15 protein-coding genes are annotated in these 19440 nt (G+C 64.4%); 9 read left to right on the top strand and 6 right to left on the bottom strand.

Annotated features, from left to right (window positions below):
- Position 1: 1 nt before the first annotated feature.
- The 3 genes from B9A15_RS14045 to B9A15_RS14035 form a co-directional block, all read right to left on the bottom strand.
- A complete protein-coding gene (locus B9A15_RS14045) occupies positions 2-310 on the bottom strand; it encodes a sarcosine oxidase subunit delta (protein WP_084410842.1) in 309 nt (102 codons plus the stop codon).
- 30 nt (positions 311-340) lie between these two features.
- Positions 341-1594: a sarcosine oxidase subunit beta family protein gene (locus B9A15_RS14040; RefSeq protein WP_084410840.1), complete on the bottom strand. Its 1254-nt coding sequence runs from the start codon at positions 1592-1594 to the stop codon at positions 341-343.
- A gap of 201 nt (positions 1595-1795) precedes the next feature.
- Positions 1796-2845, bottom strand: a complete 1050-nt coding sequence (locus B9A15_RS14035) for a GlxA family transcriptional regulator (protein WP_139798397.1) — start codon at positions 2843-2845, stop codon at positions 1796-1798.
- Between the two features lie 431 nt (positions 2846-3276).
- On the opposite strand from B9A15_RS14035, the gene B9A15_RS14030 reads away from it, so the two are divergent.
- The 8 genes from B9A15_RS14030 to B9A15_RS13995 all read left to right on the top strand — a co-directional run bounded on the left by B9A15_RS14030 (position 3277) and on the right by B9A15_RS13995 (position 11190).
- Complete coding sequence (locus B9A15_RS14030; RefSeq protein ID WP_084410838.1) at positions 3277-4539, top strand: ABC transporter substrate-binding protein; 1263 nt, start codon at positions 3277-3279, stop codon at positions 4537-4539.
- Between the two features lie 194 nt (positions 4540-4733).
- On the top strand, positions 4734-5729 hold the full coding sequence (locus B9A15_RS14025) for a carbohydrate ABC transporter permease (RefSeq protein WP_084410836.1): 996 nt from the start codon (positions 4734-4736) through the stop codon (positions 5727-5729).
- Between the two features lies 1 nt (position 5730).
- Positions 5731-6558, top strand: coding sequence for a carbohydrate ABC transporter permease (locus tag B9A15_RS14020; RefSeq protein WP_084410834.1), 828 nt, complete (start codon positions 5731-5733; stop codon positions 6556-6558).
- Positions 6555-7100 carry a GNAT family N-acetyltransferase gene (locus B9A15_RS14015; protein ID WP_084410832.1) on the top strand — a complete coding sequence of 182 codons (546 nt, stop codon included), beginning with the start codon at positions 6555-6557 and terminating at the stop codon, positions 7098-7100. The genes B9A15_RS14020 and B9A15_RS14015 overlap by 4 nt, the downstream gene beginning before the upstream one ends.
- On the top strand, positions 7100-8776 hold the full coding sequence (locus B9A15_RS14010) for an alpha-glucosidase family protein (protein WP_084410830.1): 1677 nt from the start codon (positions 7100-7102) through the stop codon (positions 8774-8776). Before B9A15_RS14015 ends, B9A15_RS14010 begins: the two co-directional genes overlap by 1 nt.
- Positions 8777-8833: 57 nt before the next feature.
- Complete coding sequence (locus B9A15_RS14005) at positions 8834-9946, top strand: ABC transporter ATP-binding protein (protein WP_084410828.1); 1113 nt, start codon at positions 8834-8836, stop codon at positions 9944-9946.
- 88 nt (positions 9947-10034) lie between these two features.
- Positions 10035-10748: a hypothetical protein gene (locus B9A15_RS14000; protein WP_244556961.1), complete on the top strand. Its 714-nt coding sequence runs from the start codon at positions 10035-10037 to the stop codon at positions 10746-10748.
- A gap of 46 nt (positions 10749-10794) precedes the next feature.
- Positions 10795-11190, top strand: a complete 396-nt coding sequence (locus B9A15_RS13995) for a VOC family protein (protein ID WP_084410826.1) — start codon at positions 10795-10797, stop codon at positions 11188-11190.
- A gap of 52 nt (positions 11191-11242) precedes the next feature.
- Here B9A15_RS13995 and hrpB read toward each other — a convergent pair whose 3' ends face one another.
- From hrpB to B9A15_RS13980, 3 genes are read right to left on the bottom strand one after another with little or no spacing between them, the layout of a single operon-like run.
- Positions 11243-13726, bottom strand: a complete 2484-nt coding sequence (hrpB, locus tag B9A15_RS13990) for an ATP-dependent helicase HrpB (RefSeq protein WP_084410824.1) — start codon at positions 13724-13726, stop codon at positions 11243-11245.
- Entirely contained in the window at positions 13723-14388 is a 666-nt protein-coding gene (locus B9A15_RS13985) for an ATP-binding cassette domain-containing protein (protein WP_084410822.1), read from the bottom strand. Before B9A15_RS13985 ends, hrpB begins: the two co-directional genes overlap by 4 nt.
- The gene (locus B9A15_RS13980; RefSeq protein WP_084410820.1) at positions 14385-16079 is read right to left on the bottom strand and encodes an ABC transporter permease; all 1695 of its coding nucleotides are present in this window, start codon (positions 16077-16079) and stop codon (positions 14385-14387) included. The genes B9A15_RS13985 and B9A15_RS13980 overlap by 4 nt, the downstream gene beginning before the upstream one ends.
- A gap of 320 nt (positions 16080-16399) precedes the next feature.
- Between B9A15_RS13980 and B9A15_RS13975 the strand changes: the two genes are divergently transcribed.
- Positions 16400-18886 (top strand): hybrid sensor histidine kinase/response regulator, encoded by a 2487-nt coding sequence (locus tag B9A15_RS13975; protein ID WP_084410818.1) that lies wholly within the window; start codon positions 16400-16402, stop codon positions 18884-18886.
- Positions 18887-19440: the final 554 nt, after the last annotated feature.

Raw genomic sequence — 19440 nt, 5'->3', positions numbered from 1 at the left:
TTCAGGCGGCCTTGGTTGCGGTCGAGGAGGCGTTGCCGGCATCGGGCCGCGGCGCTCCCATTTCATAGGTCTGGACGAAGGCGTCCGTGACCGTGTCGCGCAGCGCGTTGAACCAGCGGCCGCAGCCGTGATTGTGAACCCAGCGCTCGGCATGGAGCCCCTTGGGATTGGTGCGGTAGTAGAGGAAGCTCGCCCAGTCTGCGTCGGTCATCTCGGCCGGCGTATCAGGCCGCGCGATGTGGGCCTCGCCGCCGCAATGGAACTCCACCTCGGGGCGCTCGCCGCAATAGGGGCAACGGATCAGAAGCATGGCAATCGGTCCCTTGTCTCGGGCGACGGGTCAGTGGGCGACGGCGGCAGCCGCCGCTTCGTCGATCAGATAACCGGTGCGGAACCGGTCCAGACTGAAGGGCTCGTTGATCTTGTGCGGCTCGCCGGTGGCGAGGGTGTGGGCGAAGACGTGACCCGAGCCGGGCGTCGCCTTGAAGCCGCCGGTGCCCCAGCCGCAATTGACGAAGAGGCCGGGGATCGGCGTCTTGCCGAGGATCGGCGAGCGATCCGGCGTCACGTCGACGATACCACCCCAGGAGCGCAGCATGCGCATGCGGGTGAATTGCGGGAACAGCTCGCAGATCGCATCCAGCGTGTGATTGATGATCTGGATGCCGCCCTGTTGGGAGTAGGAGACATATTGATCCGTGCCGGCGCCGATGACCAGCTCGCCCTTGTCCGACTGCGAGATATAGGCATGGACCGCGTTCGACATGACGACGCAGGGGAAGACCGGCTTCACCGGCTCGGAGACAAGCGCCTGCAGCGGCACGCTCTCGACCGGCATGCGCAGGCCGAAGCGGCTCATCACGACGCCGGTGTGACCGGCCGCGACGACGCCGACGCGCTTGGTGCCGATGACGCCCTTGGTCGTCTCGACCGCCTTGACCGAGCCGTCATGATGGCGCTGAAGGCCGGTGACCTCGCAATTCTGGATGATGTCGACGCCCCGGGCGTCGGCGCCGCGGGCATAGCCCCAGGCGACCGCATCGTGGCGGGCTGTGCCGCCGCGCCGCTGGAGCGCGCCACCGAGAACCGGATAGCGGATATCCTTCGAGATCGACAGCGGCGGGCAATATTCCTTGCACTCTTCCGGCGTCAGCCACTCATTGTCGACGCCGTTCAGGCGGTTCGCATAGACGTGGCGCTTGAAGGAGATGACGTCGTGATGATTGTGCGCGAGCATCAGGACGCCGCGCTGGGAGAACATCACATTGTAGTTCAACTCCTGGGAGAGCCCCTCCCAGAGATTGACCGCGTGATTGTAGAGCGCCGCCGACTCGTCGAAGAGATAGTTCGAGCGGATGATGGTCGTGTTGCGGCCGGTGTTGCCACCACCGATCCAGCCCTTTTCGATGACCGCGACATTGGTGATGCCGTGGACGGTCGCAAGGTAATAGGCCGTCGCCAGCCCATGTCCGCCGCCGCCAACGATGACGACGTCGTATTCCTTCTTCGGCTCAGGCGCGCGCCACTGGCGCTCCCAACCCTGATGACCGTTCGCAGCCTCTTTGAGAAGCGCGGAAATGGAGAAACGACGCATGAGCCGACCCCTTCGATGACCCTGATCTGACATCGCATGACGTGGCGGAGCGCTTCTTTCGTCGAAGCGTCAAATTCAATGAGAAAGGCGACACATCATGTCGATTTTCTGCACTGCACAAAATCTTCGCGCCTGACGCATAAATGCGCGCCAGATCAAACGCTTGCGCGAGAGATCATCGGACCGCCGCAATGCCGGTTTTCAGCCGCTTGCAGCCTCGATGGGCATGACGGGGCCACGTCCAAGACCGGCCTGGGCACGCGCGGCGCGGGGCGCGAAGCCGAAGGCGCCTCTGAACACTTGCGCGAAATGAGCGCCGTCGCAAAAGCCGGTCTCGATCGCGATGTCGGTGACGGATTTTCCGGTCGTCTCCAGCAGCCGGCGCGCATGATCGAGCCGGATTTGCCTGTATAGGGAGGCAGGCGAGCGGCCGGTCGCCGAACGGCAAAGGCGCTCCAACTGCCGGCCGGACAGGCCGAGCCGCAAGGCGATCGCGTCCACCGACATCGGATGCGACATATGCTGTTCCATCAGCAGGATCGCGCGGCGCACGCGCGCGTCTCCCACCGTCGCGGGCCCGCCATGGGGTTGAGCCTCGCTGCCGGCACGGGCATCCTGAAGCTGAAGCACATGAAGGCTCTTCTGGGCCGCCGTCAGACCCACATGGCGATGGACGAGAAAGGCCGCGAGATCGGCCACCCCGCCCCCACCGGCGCAGGTGATCCGATCGCCGTCATCGACGAAGAGCTGATCGGCATCCGGCGTCTGGTCCGGAAATTCCGCAGCGAAATCCTCCACATGGAACCAGGAGACGCAGCATCGACGCCCGCGCATCAGCCCTGCACGCGAGAGAATGAACGATCCGGTGCAGACCCCGACAAGCGGCACCTGCGCCTCGTCGCAGCGCCGCAGATAGTCGATGATCTCCCGGTCGACCTGTTCCCCGCCATGCAACAGACCACCGACCACGACGACATAATCGAACTCGGTCGGGTCGGTCAGCGGCGCGGTGCGCGAGATCGCGACGCCGCAACTGGAGCGGATCGGTGCCGGACGTGGCGCCATGACCGCCCAGGTGCACCGGATGGGACGGGAGCGGTCGCCCTCGTCGGCGGCGAGGCGCAACGTGTCGACGAAGAGCGAGAAGGCTGAGAGGGTGAAATTGTTGGCGAGAACAAACCCGACCCGAAGCGCCGGGCGCACGGGACGATCGGAACTGTAGGGCGCCGGTCGATGCTTTTGCATGGCCATGGTCAAATGCCCTCGCCGGCCTTTGGATATCGTCTTCGATATCGAGAAGGCTCCCGGCACTCTAGAATGTCTTGAATATGGGACCCCCGATTCGCTACAAAATCAAGCCCAGCCTGCCGCGAAAGCGGTCGAAAGCACCAAATGCCGGCTTTTTCGACATCACGCTTCAGCGAGACTTTCGCGATCTCGCGGTGGTAAAAGGCGCTGCAAAAAAACCAAGAATTGCACTTAAAGGTCTGATTGAGCTGGACTCAATTCCATGGGCCGCGCCAGTCGTATGCTGCAATGCACGATAGAGAACGCCTTGCGGCGTGGGTTCTATCTTCTAAACTCCCTTGAACAGGCGGAGGCCGCTTTGGGACCGAAGGAGGACCCGGCCCGCGCCGGCATTCGCAAGGATGCGCAACGAAATGGGTGGGAGGAAACCAACGATGAAAAAGGCGCTCGGTTTCGGTGTCGCGCTCGCGGCGCTCGTCGCGGCAATACCGGCCTCAGCGGTGGAATTGTCCATCGCGCTCGGCTCGATCGGCCAGGATGTGCAGGAGATGCGCTCTCAGCTGGCCAAGTTCGAGGAGGAGACCGGCCATACGGTCAAGCTCGTTGAAATGCCGGCTTCGACCACCGACCAGTTCGGGCAGTACCGGCTTTGGCTGGCGGCGCAGAACCCCGATATCGACGTCTATCGAACCGACGTGATCTGGGCCCCGCAACTCGCGGCCAATCTCGTCGATCTCTCCGAAGCGATGGCGGACCGGGTGGACAAGCATCTGCCCTCGGTGATCGAATCCCAGACCGTCGACGGCAAGCTCGTCGCCTTCCCCATGTATACGGATGCTCCGGCCCTTTATTACCGCACCGATCTTCTCGAGAAATACGGCAAGGAGCCGCCGAAAACCTGGACGGAGCTTGCCGAGACCGCCAAGGAGATCCAGGACAAGGAGCGCGAGGGCGGCAATGCGCAAATGAACGGCTTCGTCTTTCAGGGTGCGCCCTATGAGGGTCTGACCTGCGACGGGCTCGAATGGGTCGCCTCCAATGGCGGCGGCCAGATCGTCTCCCCGGAAGGCGAAATCACCATCAACAACGAAAAGGCGGCCCAGGCGCTCGAGATGGCCAAGGGCTGGGTCGGCACGATCGCCCCGGAAGGCGTCCTTGCCTATAAGGAAGAAGAGTCTCGCGGCGTCTGGCAGACGGGCAATGCCGTCTTCATGCGCAACTGGCCTTATGCCTATCCGCTTTCGGCGGGCGACGATTCGGCGGTGAAAGGCAAATTCGACGTGATGCCGCTGCCGGCCGGCGCCTCCGGCGAATCGGCCGCCTGCCTCGGCGGCTGGAATCTCGCGGTGTCCCAATACTCCCAGCATCAAGAGGCGGCGATCGATCTCGTCCGCTTCCTGACATCGGAACAATCCCAGAAGGAGCGCGCCCTTTCCACCGCGCGCCTTCCCACCATTCCGAGCCTATACGACGACCCGGAGATCGCCGAGGCGCAACCGATCGTGGCGCGCTGGGACGAGGTGGTCGCAACCGCCGTGCCGCGGCCGTCCGCCCCGACCAAGGGCCAGTATAACGAGGTCTCCAAGGAATTCTGGACAGCCGTCAACGAGACGCTCGCCGGACGCGGAAATGCGGCTGACAATCTCGACCAGCTCGAGAAGCGCCTGCGCCGCTTGAAGCGCAGCGGCTGGGAATAAGCGCTCGAAAACCCGTAAGGGCGTTGCGTCCGGCAATTTGAAGCGCGGCTCCATCCTCAAGCATGACGGCTAAAGAGCGAAGATCATCGCGAAAGGCCTCATGCGAATGGAGACGAGCTGCGTGCCGGACGCTGTCGCAGCCAAATGGCTAAGGGCTTGAGAGCAGTAATCGCAGGCCGCGTGGGAGGTGTCGGATGACCAATGTGACGATCGGTGCGCCGCCGACGGACAAGGCGATGGCGGCGGAGAAGCGTCCGGCCACGCGCTCCAAGCTGTCGCGTCAGAGGCTGCGCTCGGCCTGGATCTTCCTGACGCCGATGCTCATCGTGCTCGCCCTCGTCGCCGGATGGCCGCTCGTCGAGACCATCTACTACTCCTTCACCAATGCGAGCCTGTCCAATATCGCCGGCGCGGAATGGGTCGGCCTTCGCAACTATTATGAGTATGTCGACTATGGCGATGGAGAAGGCGAGTATTTTGGCCTCTTCTTCGACTCGCAATGGTGGAACGCCGTCTGGAATACCGTCTATTATTCGGCCATTTCGGTCTCCATCGAAACCGTTCTCGGCCTCGTCTTCGCGCTCGTCCTCAATGCCGAGTTCAAGGGGCGCAGCTTCGTTCGGGCCGCCGTTCTGATCCCTTGGGCTATCCCGACCATCGTCTCGGCCAAGATGTGGGCCTGGATGATGAACGACCAGTTCGGCATCCTGAACGACATGCTGATGACGGTCGGCCTGATCTCGGCGCCGGTTGCCTGGACCGCCAATCCCGATACGGCGATGTGGGCCGTGATCATCGTGGATGTCTGGAAAACGACACCCTTCATGGCGCTGCTCATCCTGGCCGGCCTTCAGATGGTGCCGGGCGATGTCTATGAGGCGGCCAAGATCGACGGCATCCATCCAGTCGAAGTCTTCTGGAAGGTGACGTTGCCGCTGATCCGCCCGGCGATCCTCGTGGCGGTGATCTTCCGGGCGCTGGATGCTCTGCGCGTCTTCGACCTCATTTATGTGCTGACGCCCAACAACACCGACACAAAGACCATGTCGGTCTTCGCTCAGGAAAATCTCTTCCAATTCGACAAATTCGCCTATGGCTCCGCCGCCTCGACCTTCCTCTTCCTGGTGATCGCAATGATCACGCTTCTCTATATCAAGGTGGCCAAGCTCGATCTCGGGGGAGGACGCTGACATGCCGACCGCCGTCAAGAAGACCGGCTTCTATGCCCTCGTTGTCTTTATCGTCCTGTTCTCGGTCTTTCCGTTCTATTATGCGATCCTGACAAGCTTGAAATCGGGAACGGCGCTCTTCCGGATCAATTACATTCCGGTCGACTTCTCGTTGGCCAATTATACCAACGTCCTGACCAACGGCGTCTTTCCGCTGAACATCCTGAATTCGGTGATCGTCGCCGTGACCGTCGTCGTCATCTCGCTGTTTTTGGCGGTCACGGCGGCCTATGCTCTGTCGCGCATCAATTTTCGCGGCCGGGGGCTCCTGCTCCTGACCATTCTCGCCGTCTCGATGTTTCCGCAGATCGCGGTTCTGGCGGGTCTCTTCGAGATGGTTCGCTGGATGGGCCTCTACAACTCGCTCTTCTCGCTGATCTTTGCCTATATGATCTTCACTCTGCCCTTCACGGTCTGGGTGCTGACCACCTTCATGCGCGACCTGCCGGTCGAGATCGAGGAGGCGGCGATCGTCGACGGGGCTTCGCCCTTCGTCATCGTCATGAAGATCTTCCTACCGCTGATGTGGCCGGCGCTGGTGACGACGGGACTTCTTGCCTTCATCGCCGCCTGGAACGAGTTCCTCTTCGCGCTGACCTTCGTCGCCAATAACGACACGCGGACCGTGCCGGTCGCCATCGCGCTTCTATCGGGTGCTTCGGAACAGGAGATTCCCTGGGGCACGATCATGGCGGCCTCGGTCATCGTCACCGTGCCGCTGATCGTTCTGGTGCTGATCTTCCAGCGCAAGATCGTGTCGGGCCTGACGGCGGGCGGCGTCAAGGGATGAGCCTTGCCGCGACACGAACGCCCGCCGCCGCGATCCGTGTGGAGGCCGAAGGCGATGCCGACGCCATCCGGGCATTGATTCACGCCGCCTTCGAGGCAGCGCCCCATGCCAGCGGCACGGAGGCCGCGATCATCGACGCCTTGCGGGCGGCGGACGCACTCAGCCTGTCGCTCGTCGCCTGCGAGGACGGGGCGGACGGGTATGAGCCGATCCTCGGCCATATCGCCTTTTCGCCCGTTTCGATCGAGAGCGGCGAGGCGGGCTGGTACGGCCTTGGCCCCCTTTCGGTGTGGCCGGACCGCCAGCGCGAAGGCATAGGCACGGCCCTGGTGTGCGATGGCCTCGCCCGGCTCCGTAAAATGGGCGCGCGAGGCTGCGTCCTTATCGGTGATCCGGCCTATTACGCCCGCTTTGGCTTTGAGAATCGCGCCGGCCTCACCTATCGCGGCCTGCCAGAGGATTATGTGCAGCGCCTCGTCATCACGCCGCCGGCGCCAACCGGCGAAATCCATTATCATCCCGCATTCGAGACTGCCCTTTGATGGACGACCTTAAACGAACGACCGCCGATCCGAACGCCGCCATGGGGCCGAGCGTCGATCCCGACTGGTGGCGCGGCGCGGTGATCTATCATATCTATCCGCGCTCCTATCAGGACACCAATGGCGACGGCGTCGGCGATCTGAAAGGGATCACCCAACGCCTCGATCACGTCGCCTCTCTCGGCGTCGACGCGATCTGGATTTCACCCTTTTTCACTTCTCCCATGAAGGATTTCGGCTACGACGTCGCGAACTATACCGACGTCGATCCGATCTTCGGGACATTGGCCGATTTCGACGCCTTGGTGGAAAAGGCCCATCGCCTTTGCCTCAAGGTCATCATCGACCAGGTGATCTCCCATTCCTCCGACCAGCATCCCTGGTTCGAGGAAAGCCGGCAGAGCCGCGACAACCCGAAGGCCGACTGGTATGTCTGGGCCGATCCGAAAGAGGACGGCACGCCGCCCAACAACTGGCTGTCGGTCTTTTCCGGCCCGGCCTGGCGCTGGAGCTCGCGGCGGCGCCAATATTACTTCCACAACTTCCTGATCGAACAGCCGGATCTCAACTTCCACAATCCGGATGTCCGAGCAGCCCTGTTGGGCGAAATGCGCTTCTGGCTGGAGCGCGGCGTCGACGGTTTCCGGCTCGATACGGCGAATTTCTACTTTCATGACGCGCAGTTGAGGGACAATCCGCCGCTGCCGGGATCGATGCGGTCGGAGATCTATACGCCGCGCTCGGACGCCTACAATTTTCAGCACCACATCTACGACCGCAACCGGCCGGACAATCTCGGCTTCCTGAAAGAGATGCGCGCCATGCTCGACGCGTATGGCGCGGTCGCCGTCGGCGAGATCGGCGAGCGCACCACAGGCATCGAGCTGATGGGCGAGTACACCTCCGGCGGCGACAAGCTGCATATGTGCTACGCCTTCGAATTCCTGTCGGGTGCCATCCCGAAGCCGGAGACGATCCGCGGCGTGATCGAGCGTTTCGATGCGACCGGTCCCGATGGCTGGGCCTGCTGGGCGTTCTCCAATCACGACGTGGTTCGCCACGGCTCACGCTGGACCGAAGGCTATGACCGGCCGGACGACGTCCTGAAACTGGCGGCCGGCATTCTCATGACCCTGCGCGGTTCGGTCTGCATCTATCAGGGCGAGGAGCTCGGCCTCACCGAAGCCGATATTCCGCGCGAAAAGATGGTCGACCCATCCGGCATCGCGCTCTGGCCGGACGTCAAGACCCGCGACGGCTGCCGCACACCGATGGTCTGGACCAAGGACAACCGCAATGGCGGCTTTTCCGAAGCCGAGCCCTGGCTTCCCGTCCCGACCGAGCATCTGCAGCGCGCTGTTTCCGAGCTCGAAGACGCGCCGGATTCGCTCCTCAATTTCTATCGCCGGCTGATCGCGTTTCGGCGCCGGACACCGGCGCTTGTCAAAGGCTCGCTGCGGTTCCTCGACGCCGGGCGAGACGTGTTGGCGATGGAGCGCGACTATGAGGGCGAGCGCTGGCTCTGCGCCTTCAATCTGTCCGAGGAGCCCACGGTCTTCGACCTGCCGGACGGCCTGAACGCGCAAGATTCGGAAAGCGGCCTTTTTGGCGGGCGGGCCGAAGGTGGACGGATCGCCTTGCAGGGCCATGACGGCTTCATTGGGCGTCTTCGCTGACCCCACGCAGCTACGAGACGAGATGATTCCAGGGATTTCGAAACGGGAGGATCGAGGATGGCCAGCGTGAAGCTGACAAAGGTCGAAAAGGCCTATGGTGCGGTCAAGGTGCTCCATGGCATCGATCTCGACATCGGCCAGGGCGAATTCATCGTCTTCGTCGGGCCGTCGGGCTGCGGGAAGTCGACGCTTCTGCGCGTCATTGCCGGCCTTGAAGACATCACCGGCGGAACGCTGGAGATCGACGGCAAGGTCGTCAATTCCATGAGCCCCAAGGAACGGGGGATCGCCATGGTCTTCCAGTCCTATGCCCTTTATCCGCATATGACCGTCTATGAGAACATGGCCTTCGGCCTGAAGCTCGACAAAAGCGCCGACAAGTCGGAGGTCGAGAAGCGCGTGCGCGAGGCCGCCCGCATCCTGCAGATCGAGCCCTATCTCGACCGTCTGCCTAAGGCGCTCTCCGGCGGCCAGCGCCAGCGCGTGGCCATTGGCCGGGCGATCACGCGCGACCCGAAGGTGTTCCTCTTCGACGAGCCGCTCTCCAATCTCGACGCCGCCCTGCGCGTCGCGACGCGGATCGAGATCGCCCGGCTTCACGAGAAGATGTCGGACACGACCATGATCTACGTGACCCATGATCAGGTCGAGGCGATGACGCTCGCCGACAAGATCGTCGTCCTCAACAAGGGCCATGTGGAACAGGTCGGCTCGCCCATCGAACTCTATGAAAGCCCCGACAATCTTTTCGTCGCCCGCTTCATCGGTTCGCCAGCCATGAACATCCTGCCGGCGACCCTGTCGCGCGGCGAGGGCGGCACCCATGCCAAGCTGCCCGGTGGCAATTCGGTCGCCCTCCCCTTTGCCATCGAAGCGGGTCAGGAAGGCCGAGGCCATCTCGGCGTGCGCCCCGAAGACCTCTCGATCGCCTCCGGCGAGACCGCGCCCTTCATCGGCGAGGTCACGCTGGTCGAGCATTTAGGCGAGGTCACGCTTCTTTATGTCGATCTCGGCCAGGGCGGGGACGAGCCGCTCGTCGCCAAGCTCAATGGCAGCTCGAACGTCAAACGCGGCGAGACGGTCAAGCTCGAAGCGCGGGCCGAAGCCCTTCGCCTCTTCGACGAGGACGGCAAGGCCATCCGCCCCGCCTCGATGCGCCAGGCCGCCTGAGCGCCATCCGTAACGACGTCGCAAGCGCGGGACGGTCTTCAAGATAAGCCCCGCGCCAGCGCTGGAATTCGGTCGACGAACGATCGAAATGGATCATCCGTCCTCCTGCGGCATTCCCAAGACGAGCCGGGCCCGAAGCGCCACGGCCATCTTGTCCTCGACATCGGTCGATCGAACGGAGCCAAGCGGGATGCTCGAATTCCTGTCGTCCCATACGGACATCCTCAACGTCGCCATCAATACGGGTATGCTGCTTGTCTGGGTGGTCTATCTTCAGCTTCTTCTCAACGGCTATCGGCGCCAGCGCAGCTCCTCGATCCTCATCACGCGGGGCGCCGGCCAGGGGCTCGCCGCGCGCTGCCTAATCACCAATATGAGCCGCGAGCCGATCTATGTGTCGAGCCTGATCGCCGATCTGTCCGATGGCGAGCGCTCCTGCAAGGTGCAGCTGACCGATCTGCGCGATCTCCCCGACGATCTCGGCACCGATCCGCGATCGGCCATGCGCCAGGGCAGTCTCGACACCGGCCACTATCTCGATGCCGGCCATTTCGACGCCTTGATCCAGCAGCTTGCCGAAGGCTCCGAGGAGATCGCGGCCGACGACGTGCAATCCTTCGAATTGACGGTCCTTGCGCTCTACGGGCCGGAATATCTGCCGGTCGGCGCCCGCCGCCGCTTTGATGTGGTGCGTGAGACACCCGACCGGGTCCGCGTCGTGCCTGCCAGCGTCGTCACTCACCAAATCCACGGCAAACGCGAACGCCGCGCCTTGATGCGCGAATTGGAGCGCTTCATGTGACGTCCGGGGCGCACAGCGTCATCCGCAATCACAGCAAGGAGCTTTCGTGGCCAAACTCATCCACACCATGATCCGCGTTCTCGACGAGGCGCGATCGGTCGAATTCTACGACAAGGCGTTCGGCCTGAAGATCGCCGATCGCTTCGAATTCGACGGCTTCATCCTCATCTATCTCGCCAATGCGGAAGCGACCCACGAGCTTGAGCTGACGGTCAACAAGGGCACGAGCGAGCCTTACGATCTCGGCAATGGCTATGGCCATATGGCGGTCTCGGTCGACGATCTCGACGCCGAACATGCGCGGATGTCATCGGTGGGCCTCTCGCCGAAGGACATCAAGGAGATCACCCATAACGGGCAGACGCTCGGGCGCTTCTTCTTCATCGAGGACCCCGACGGCTACAAGACCGAAGTCTTGCAGCGAGCCGGTCGCTTCCAATAGGGCGTCGTGCCAGGTCGGTGTGTCCTTTGGCCAGAATGAGCCGAGCTGTTCTTTACCCCTTGCGCGGCTTGGCCCGTGCGGTCGCTGCCGCACTGGCCGGGTCTTCCGGCCATTCGTGTTTGGGATAGCGACCGCGAAGATCGGCGCGCACATCGGCCCAGGAGCCGGCCCAGAAGCCCGGCAGATCGCGGGTGATCTGGATCGGGCGATAGGCGGGCGATAAAAGCTCGAGCGTCAGCGGCAGGCGCCCGCCTGCGATCGCCGGATGGGCCGTCAGGCCGAACAGCTCCTGAACGCGGATGGACAGAACCGGCTGGTCCTCGTCATAGCGGATCGGCACGTGACTTCCCGAAGGCGCATGGAAATGCGTTGGCGCCAAGTCGTCGAGCCGGCCTTGAAGGGGGGCGGGCACCAGGGCATGAAGCGCCTGGCGCAATGCCCCCTCGGAGATGTCGGCGAGTGATGTGGCGCCCGGCACGAAGGGCGCGAGCCAATCGTCAAGGTCGGCGAGCAAGGTTTCGTCCGAGAGATCGGGCCAGATGTCGGGATCGGCCTTGGCGAGAAAGCGCAGGCGCCGCAACAGGCGCTCGCCCTCCTTGTCGAAGGGCAGTCTCCCCATGCCGAGTTCGCCGATCCCCGCCATCAGGGCCTTGGTCGCCGCCTCTCCCGTCGGATTGGGCAAGGGGGCTTCGGAGAGAACGATCCGGCCGAGCCGCTCGACGCGCCGCGCGCGCACCGCCTTTGCCGCCTTATCGAACTGAGCGACATCCTCGATGAGCCCGTCGCGATCGACATAGGCCGAGAGAGCGTCGGCCGACAAGGCGGCGGCGGAGAGAATGCGCGCCGCCCGGGCCTCGCCTTGAAGATCGGCGACGACGAGGGCGCGTTCGCCGGCCAGACGATCGGCGGGATCAAGCCGCCCGCCCCGTCCATTGGTCATCACGAAACCGCCCTCGGCCCCGCGCCGGATCGCGATGCGATCGGGAAAGGCGAGCGCGAGGAGCGCGCCGATATCTTGCGGGTATTCGGCAGCAATCATATCGGGTTCGATACTGGCGCGCCCTGCGGTCTCGGCCAGCCGACGCGCCAGACCGTCGGCGCCCTTCGCACGTGGCGAGCGCTCGGCGCGAAAGCGGCGCAGGCGCTCGGCAAGATCGGTATCGTTGCCGCCGAGGCCCCGCTCGGTCATCAGGACGGCGAGACGCGCCGCATCAAGACGGGCTTCACCGGGAGCCGAGACGACCATGCGGGCCAGGCGCGGCGGCAAGGGCATCGCCCGCATCGCCTCGCCCATCTCCGTCAGCCGTCCGTCTTCCCCGAGCGCTGCGAGCGAGACGAGCAGCCGCCGGGCTTCCGTGACGGCCGGCTCCGGCGGGGGATCGAGAAAGGCGAGTTCCGAAGGATCGGCAAGGCCCCAGGCGGCGCAGTCGAGAACGAGGCCCGAGAGATCGGCGGCGAGAATTTCCGGCGGATCGAAGGGGGCGAGCGCGGCCGTCTGTTCGGCCCGCCAGAGCCGGATCGCGACGCCGGCCTGCGTGCGCCCCGCGCGGCCCGCGCGCTGATCGGCGGAGGCCTTCGAGACGAGGACGGTGGAAAGGCGCGACAGCCCTGTCGCCGGCTCGAAGACCGGCTGGCGCGAGAGGCCGGAATCGATGACCACGCGCACGCCGTCGATCGTCAGCGAGGTCTCGGCGATCGACGTCGCCAGCACGATCTTTCGGGTGCCTTGGGGGGCGGGACGAACCGCGAGATCCTGGGCCGCGCCCTCCATGGCGCCATAGAGCGGGGCGACGACGACGCCCGCCGGAACGCGGCCCTCCAGCCGTTCGGCGACGCGCAGGATTTCCCGCTGGCCCGGCAGGAAGGCAAGGATCGAGCCCGTCTCCTCCGCCAGGGCCTCTCGGATCGCGGCGGCCATCGCATCCTCGATCGCCTCGGTTCCGGCCCGGTCGCGATGGCGGATCTCGACCGGAAAGGCGCGTCCTTCGCTTTCGATGACGGGCGCGCCCTTCAGAAGCGCGGCGACCCGCGCCCCGTCGATCGTCGCCGACATGACGAGGATGCGCAAATCCTCCCGCAAGGCCCCTTGCACGTCGAGGCAAAGCGCCAGACTAAAATCGCCATCGAGGGAGCGCTCGTGAAACTCGTCGAAGATGACGAGGGAGATGCCGGAAAGCTCCGGGTCGGACAGGATCATCCGCGAGAACACGCCTTCGGTAACGACCTCGATCCGCGTGCGGGCGGAGACCTTGGTGTCGAGCCGCATGCGCCAGCCGACCGTCTCACTGATGCTCTCGCCAAGGATCTCGGCCATGCGCCGGGCCGAGGCGCGCGCGGCGAGGCGCCGCGGCTCGACGAGAATGATCTTGCCGTCCCCCATGAAGGAGGCGTTCAGAAGATGGAGCGGCGCGAGCGTCGTCTTGCCGGCGCCGGGCGGGGCGACGAGGACAGCGGCCTGGGCCTTCTCCAGCGCTTGCGCCAGATCGGGAAGGACGGCCGAGACCGGCAGGGTGGGAAGCGGGGAAGCGGCCGTCACGCCGACATCTCCTCGCCGCAGGCGCCGAGTTCGACGATCGGGCCACCGGCGGCCTCCGCATCCTCCCGGTCGTGGGTGACGAGAAGGCCGGGTATCCGCCGCTCGGCGACGAGCCCGAAGACGAGATCGCGCATCGAACGCCGCAAGGGCGCATCGAGGCGCGAAAACGGTTCGTCGAGAAGCAGGGCGCGGGGCTCGGCAATGAGCGTTCGAGCGAGCGCCACGCGGGCGGCCTGGCCGCCCGAAAGCGTTGCCGGATCGGCCTCGAAGTCGCCTGCGAGCCCCACCCGCCCCAGCATCGCCTCGGCCCGGCTCCGGCGTTCGGCCCGGCCCTTCACGTGGCTCGGAACGGCGAACAGGAGATTGCCGCCCACGGACATATGGGGAAAGAGCAGCGCATCCTGGAACAGAAGCCCCACATGGCGGGCTTCGGGTGGGCGGTCCGAAATCGGCTCACCGGCCAGGAGGACCCGCCCTTCAGCCCGAAAGGCCGGATCGAGAAAGCCGGCGATGAAGGCAAAGAGCGTCGATTTCCCCGAGCCGGATGGTCCCATGACGCTTAAGGTCTCGCCCGGCGCGATCGCGCGATCGAGGCTGAGGAGCCGGCGATCGCCGAGAAAGATCGCGACGGCGTCGAGATGAAGGCCGGGAAGAGACGTCATGCGCCCCTCATGGCGCGCCGTTTGCGAAATGCCAAGCCGGGCAGAAGCGTTGCCATGAGAAAGACCAGCGCCGGCAGGAGCGTCTGCAAGAGCGCATAAACCCCGATCACGCGCCGGTCGCCGCCCGAGGCGAGCGCCACCGCCTCCGTGGTGATGGTCGGCAGGCGCCCGGCGCCGATGAGGAGCGTCGGCAGATATTGGCCGACCGAAACGGCGAAGCCGATGGCGAGCGCGGTGAGGATGGGGCCGAGAAGCATCGGCAGTCGGATGCGCGAAAGGGCAGCGATCCGACGATGGCCGAGGCTTGCCGCCACCGCCTCGAAACGCGGATCGAGGGCGAACCAGGGGCCCGCGAGCGCCAGCGCCACATAGGGCACGACGAAGATCAGATGAACCGCGATCAACAGGCCGGGGGACGGTTCGAGGTCGAGAACGAGCGCGAAGATCTGCAGGCCGAAGACGAAGGCGATCTGCGGCACGATCAGCGGCAGATAGAGAAGGCCGGCGATGAGAGCCGGCAGGACCGGACGCTCGCCGGCCAGTCGCGGCCGCGAAAGGCGGACGCCCTCCAGCATGGCCGCCACCAGAATGAGGGCTATGACAGCAGCCGCGATCGCCACGATGAAGGTGGTCAGAAGCGGCTCGTCGATCCGCCCCATCGCCCGCTCCCAGCTTCGCACACTGAGGCTCGGCGGCAGAATGTCGGGAAAACGCCAGAAGCCGGCGAAAGACCAGAGGCCCAGCATGAGGAGGCCGAGCGTCAGGGCAAGGGTCGACGTGAGGACGGGCAGTCCGGCGAGCGAACGGGCGGCGCGATCCCGGCTCAGCCGCTTCCCGCCCTGCGCCGCCGTCTCGCAGAGCCGGCGGCCGGCGCGTTCGAGCATGATCCAAAGAAGAAGCACAAGGGCCGTGACCGCCAGCTGGCAGAGCGCGCCGGCCGAGGCGAGAAAGCGCATGGAGAGGTCCGGATCGCCCATCCAGGTCAAAAGTCGGACGGCAAGCGGCGGCGGCACGGAGGGTCCGAGAATGAGTGCCACGTCGACCACCGAGGAGGCATAGGCGGCAACCGCGAGAACCGGCAGGCGGATCTGGCGATAGACCGCCGGCCAAACCGCAAAGAGAAAGCCCGCCACCCGTCCATAGCCGAGGGAACGGGCGACCATCAGGCGCCGTGCGGGATCGGCCTGGGGAAGCGCCGCGAAGGCGACGAGAAGGAGGAAGGGGATTTCCTTGACGATCAACCCCGCCATCAAGGAGAGCGCGAAGGGATCCCCGACGATGAGGAGGTCGGGGGGCGCATCGAGCCCCAACGGTCCCGCGGCGAGACGAAAGAAAAGGCCGGACGGGGCGATCAGGAAGGCGAGTCCGAAAGCGGCCGCCGCATGGGGAATGGCGAGAAGCGGCCCAAGAACGCGCCGCGTTCGCGCAAGGAGCCGCGTGCCGGAAAAGGCGGCCAAAAACAGCGCCACGGCCAGGACGGAGATTAGTGTCGTCACAAGCCCCGCCGTCAGCGACAGAGCGAGGGAGGTCAGGAGCGAGGGCTGCGCGAGGAGCGCGCGAAAGGGCGCGAGGGACAGCGTCTCACCGCCAAGGGCCGGGAGATAGCCGAAGGCGGGGAGGACGACGCCCGTCAGCCCCACCGCGACGGGAAGCGCCAAAAGGCTGGCGATCGCGAAGGGCAGGAGGCGCATAAGGGCGGCGTTCGCGGAGCCCGATGGTGCGGCAAAGGTGATGATCGGTCCCCAATCTCAGGCACGACATCCCGACCGGGGCACGCGCGACGACGCCTCGAAGCAGCTCACCTCGTGCCCTGCGGCCGAGCCTTTCGGGCGACAGACATAGACGAAGCCGGGGCCGCTCGTCATCCCGAACACACCTCCGCGCATCTCGGGCACCCTGTCGCAGCAGGTGGCGAGAGCCGTTAATCGGATATGGGGAAGGCGATGATAACAGGAGTGGACGAAATCGACGCTCGCTCTAAAACCCTTCGCCTCAGGCCAGGATGAGTTTCATGGACAAGCAGTTCCTTGCCGGCGGGGGTGAGCTCGGCGAACGCATGCGGGCGATGGATTGGTCGGCAACCGCCTTGGGCCCGACCACATCCTGGCCTCCGACCCTCAAAATGGCGCTCAATCTCTGCCTCAACACCCAAATTCCGACCGCGATCTATTGGGGGTCGGAGCTTCGCCTCCTCTATAACGACGCCTGGGCGCCGATCGCCGGTGAAAAGCACCCCTGGGCGCTCGGACGCCCCGCGCGCGAGGTCTGGGCCGATATCTGGCATGTGATCGAGTCCCAGCTGACAAATGTCTTGACCAGTGGCGAGGGGTTCAGCGTCAAGGATCAGATGCTGCCCATGCAGCGCGGCGGGCGGGTCCAGAACACCCGCTGGGACTATGATTTCACGCCGCTTTTCGACCAGACCGGCGCAGAGGTTCTCGGCATCTTCAACCAGGGCAACGAGACGACCGCGCGGCTCAATGCCGAACGAGCCTTGCGCGCCAGCGAGGAACGGCTCGAATACGCGCTCGGTGCGGTCAACAGTATCGGCACCTGGGATTGGGACGTCGTCAACGACAAGATCACCTCCGACGCCCGTTTCGCCCGGCTCTATGGCGTCGACCCGGAGCTCGCCGCGAAGGGCAGTTCGGTCAAGGACTTCTTCAGCGGCATTCATCCGGACGATCTTCCCCGTGTAAGGGAGGCGATCGAGCATGCCTTGAAGACCGGCGAACGTTTCGCCGAGGAATACCGGCTGACGCAAGCCGATGGCAGCCTGCGCTGGGTTTCGGCCCAGGGGCGCTGTACACTTGCCCCCGACGGGACGCCCTTGCGCTTTCCCGGCATCTCGATCGACATTTCCGACCGGGTGGAAGCCGAAAACGCTCTACGGGCGAGCGAGGAGCGGTTCCAGGCGATCGTCGACTCGATCGATCAAATGATCTGGTCGACGCGGCCGGACGGCTATCACGACTATTACAATCAGCGCTGGTATGACTTTACCGGGGTGCCCGAGGGCTCGACCGATGGCGAGGAGTGGAACGGCATGTTCCATCCCGACGACCAGGATCGGGCCTGGGCCGTGTGGGAACACTGTCTTCAGACCGGCGAGCCCTATCACATCGAATATCGGCTGCGGCACCGATCCGGCCACTATCGCTGGGTGCTCGGCCGTGCCCAGGCGGTGCGGGACGAGCAAGGTGCCGTTACGCGCTGGTTCGGCACCTGCACCGACATTCAGGAGATCGTCGACGCGCGGGAGGTGCTGGCACGCTCACGCGAAGAATTGGAAAGGGCCGTTAAAGAGCGCACCGCCGCCTTGATGCAGGCCGAGGAGGAGTTGCGCCAGGCCCAGAAGATGGAGGCGGTCGGCCAACTGACCGGCGGCATCGCCCACGACTTCAACAATATGCTCGCGGTGATTCTCGGCGGCCTCAACCTTCTGGAACGGCGGCTGAAGCGCGGCGAAACCGATGTGGAGCGCTATATCGAGGCGGCGCGCGACAGCGCCAACAAGGCGGCTGCCCTCACCCATCGGCTCCTCGCCTTCTCCCGGCGCCAGCCGCTCTCGCCGGAGGTCATCGATCCGAACCGCATGGTCGCCGGGATGAGCGAGATCCTCACCCGCACGATCGGCGAGCAGATCGTCGTCGAGACCGTGCTCGCCGCCGGTCTGTGGAAGACCCATGCCGACGCCGTCCAGCTGGAACAGGCCGTCCTCAATCTCGCCGTCAATGCCCGCGACGCGATGGCGGAGGGCGGACAGCTGACCATCGAGACGGCGAACGCCCATCTCGACGACGCCTATGCCCAGGAGAATGCCACCAAGCCGGGCCAATATGTGCTGATCGCTCTGACCGACACAGGCTCGGGCATGAGCGAGGAGGTTCTCGCCAAGGCCTTCGACCCGTTCTTCACCACGAAAGCCGTCGGCAAGGGCACGGGGCTCGGCCTCAGCCAGGTCTTCGGCTTCGTTCGCCAGTCCGGCGGCCATGTGAAGATCTATTCGGAGATCGGCCAGGGCACGACGATCAAGATCTATCTCCCGCGTTATTACGGCGAGGAGACCGCGAACAGGCCGAGCACCGTCACCGAGACCGCACCACGCGGGATGAGCGAGGATGTGGTGCTCGTGGTCGAGGACGACGAGCGGGTCCGCGCCTTTTCGGTCGAAGCCTTGATCGAGCTTGGCTACACCGTGTTGCAGGCGCCGAACGGGGCGGCCGGCCTCAAGATCATTGAAGAGCGCGACGACATCGACCTTCTCTTCACCGACGTCGTCATGCCGGGCATGACGGGCGGGGAACTCGCCAAGCTCGCGCTTCAGCGGCGCCCGGGGCTCAAGGTGCTGTTCACCACCGGCTTCACCCGCAACGCCATCGTCCATAACGGCGTGCTCGATCCCGGCACCCATCTCATCCAGAAGCCCTTCAGCATCGAGCAGCTTGCCGTGAAGATCCGCGACGTTCTCGACCCGATCGAGGCGGCGGCTGGGTAAAGGTGGACGCCAAAAGGTTGTTCGACTTTTTGGCTCATATCATGCGTCAAAACAAACACTTGGAGCGGAATGGCGATCCCGATTCAGAGTACATGACACTCCGCTTGAACGCGGGCGGCGACCTGATTGTGGAGCCGACAACTTCGACGCTTCGTCATTCTCGGCCGCCGTGCCGAGAATCCAGACTTGGCGCCGCCCAAAAACGGTTCAGAATAAAATTCATGCATTATTCCAGTCGGTTAGAACGCCGCACTGAATTCTCGGTATGGGGACCTACGAGATTCACACATTGTCTCGCTGACGGTTAAGACCCGTCCTTGGACGCTTCGGCTTCTCCCCCGTGGGGAGAAGTGCCGGCAGGCGATGAGGGGGCGGCCGCGGCTTTTACAGGAGAGATGCCGATCGGCGAAAACCCTGATATCGCTGAAGATATCCCCCTCATCCGCCCTTCGGGCACCTTTGTAACTTCCCAAATGCCGTATTTGAAGCTGTAGTGGCAAGTGCGGTGGCGGATGGAAGACCGATGCACCTTTGGGACACCAAGCCCGTGGGAG

It is taken from the genome of Fulvimarina manganoxydans, assembly GCF_900176465.1.
In the GTDB taxonomy this organism is placed as follows: domain Bacteria; phylum Pseudomonadota; class Alphaproteobacteria; order Rhizobiales; family Rhizobiaceae; genus Fulvimarina; species Fulvimarina manganoxydans.
This window is presented reverse-complemented; position numbering and strand designations above follow the sequence as displayed.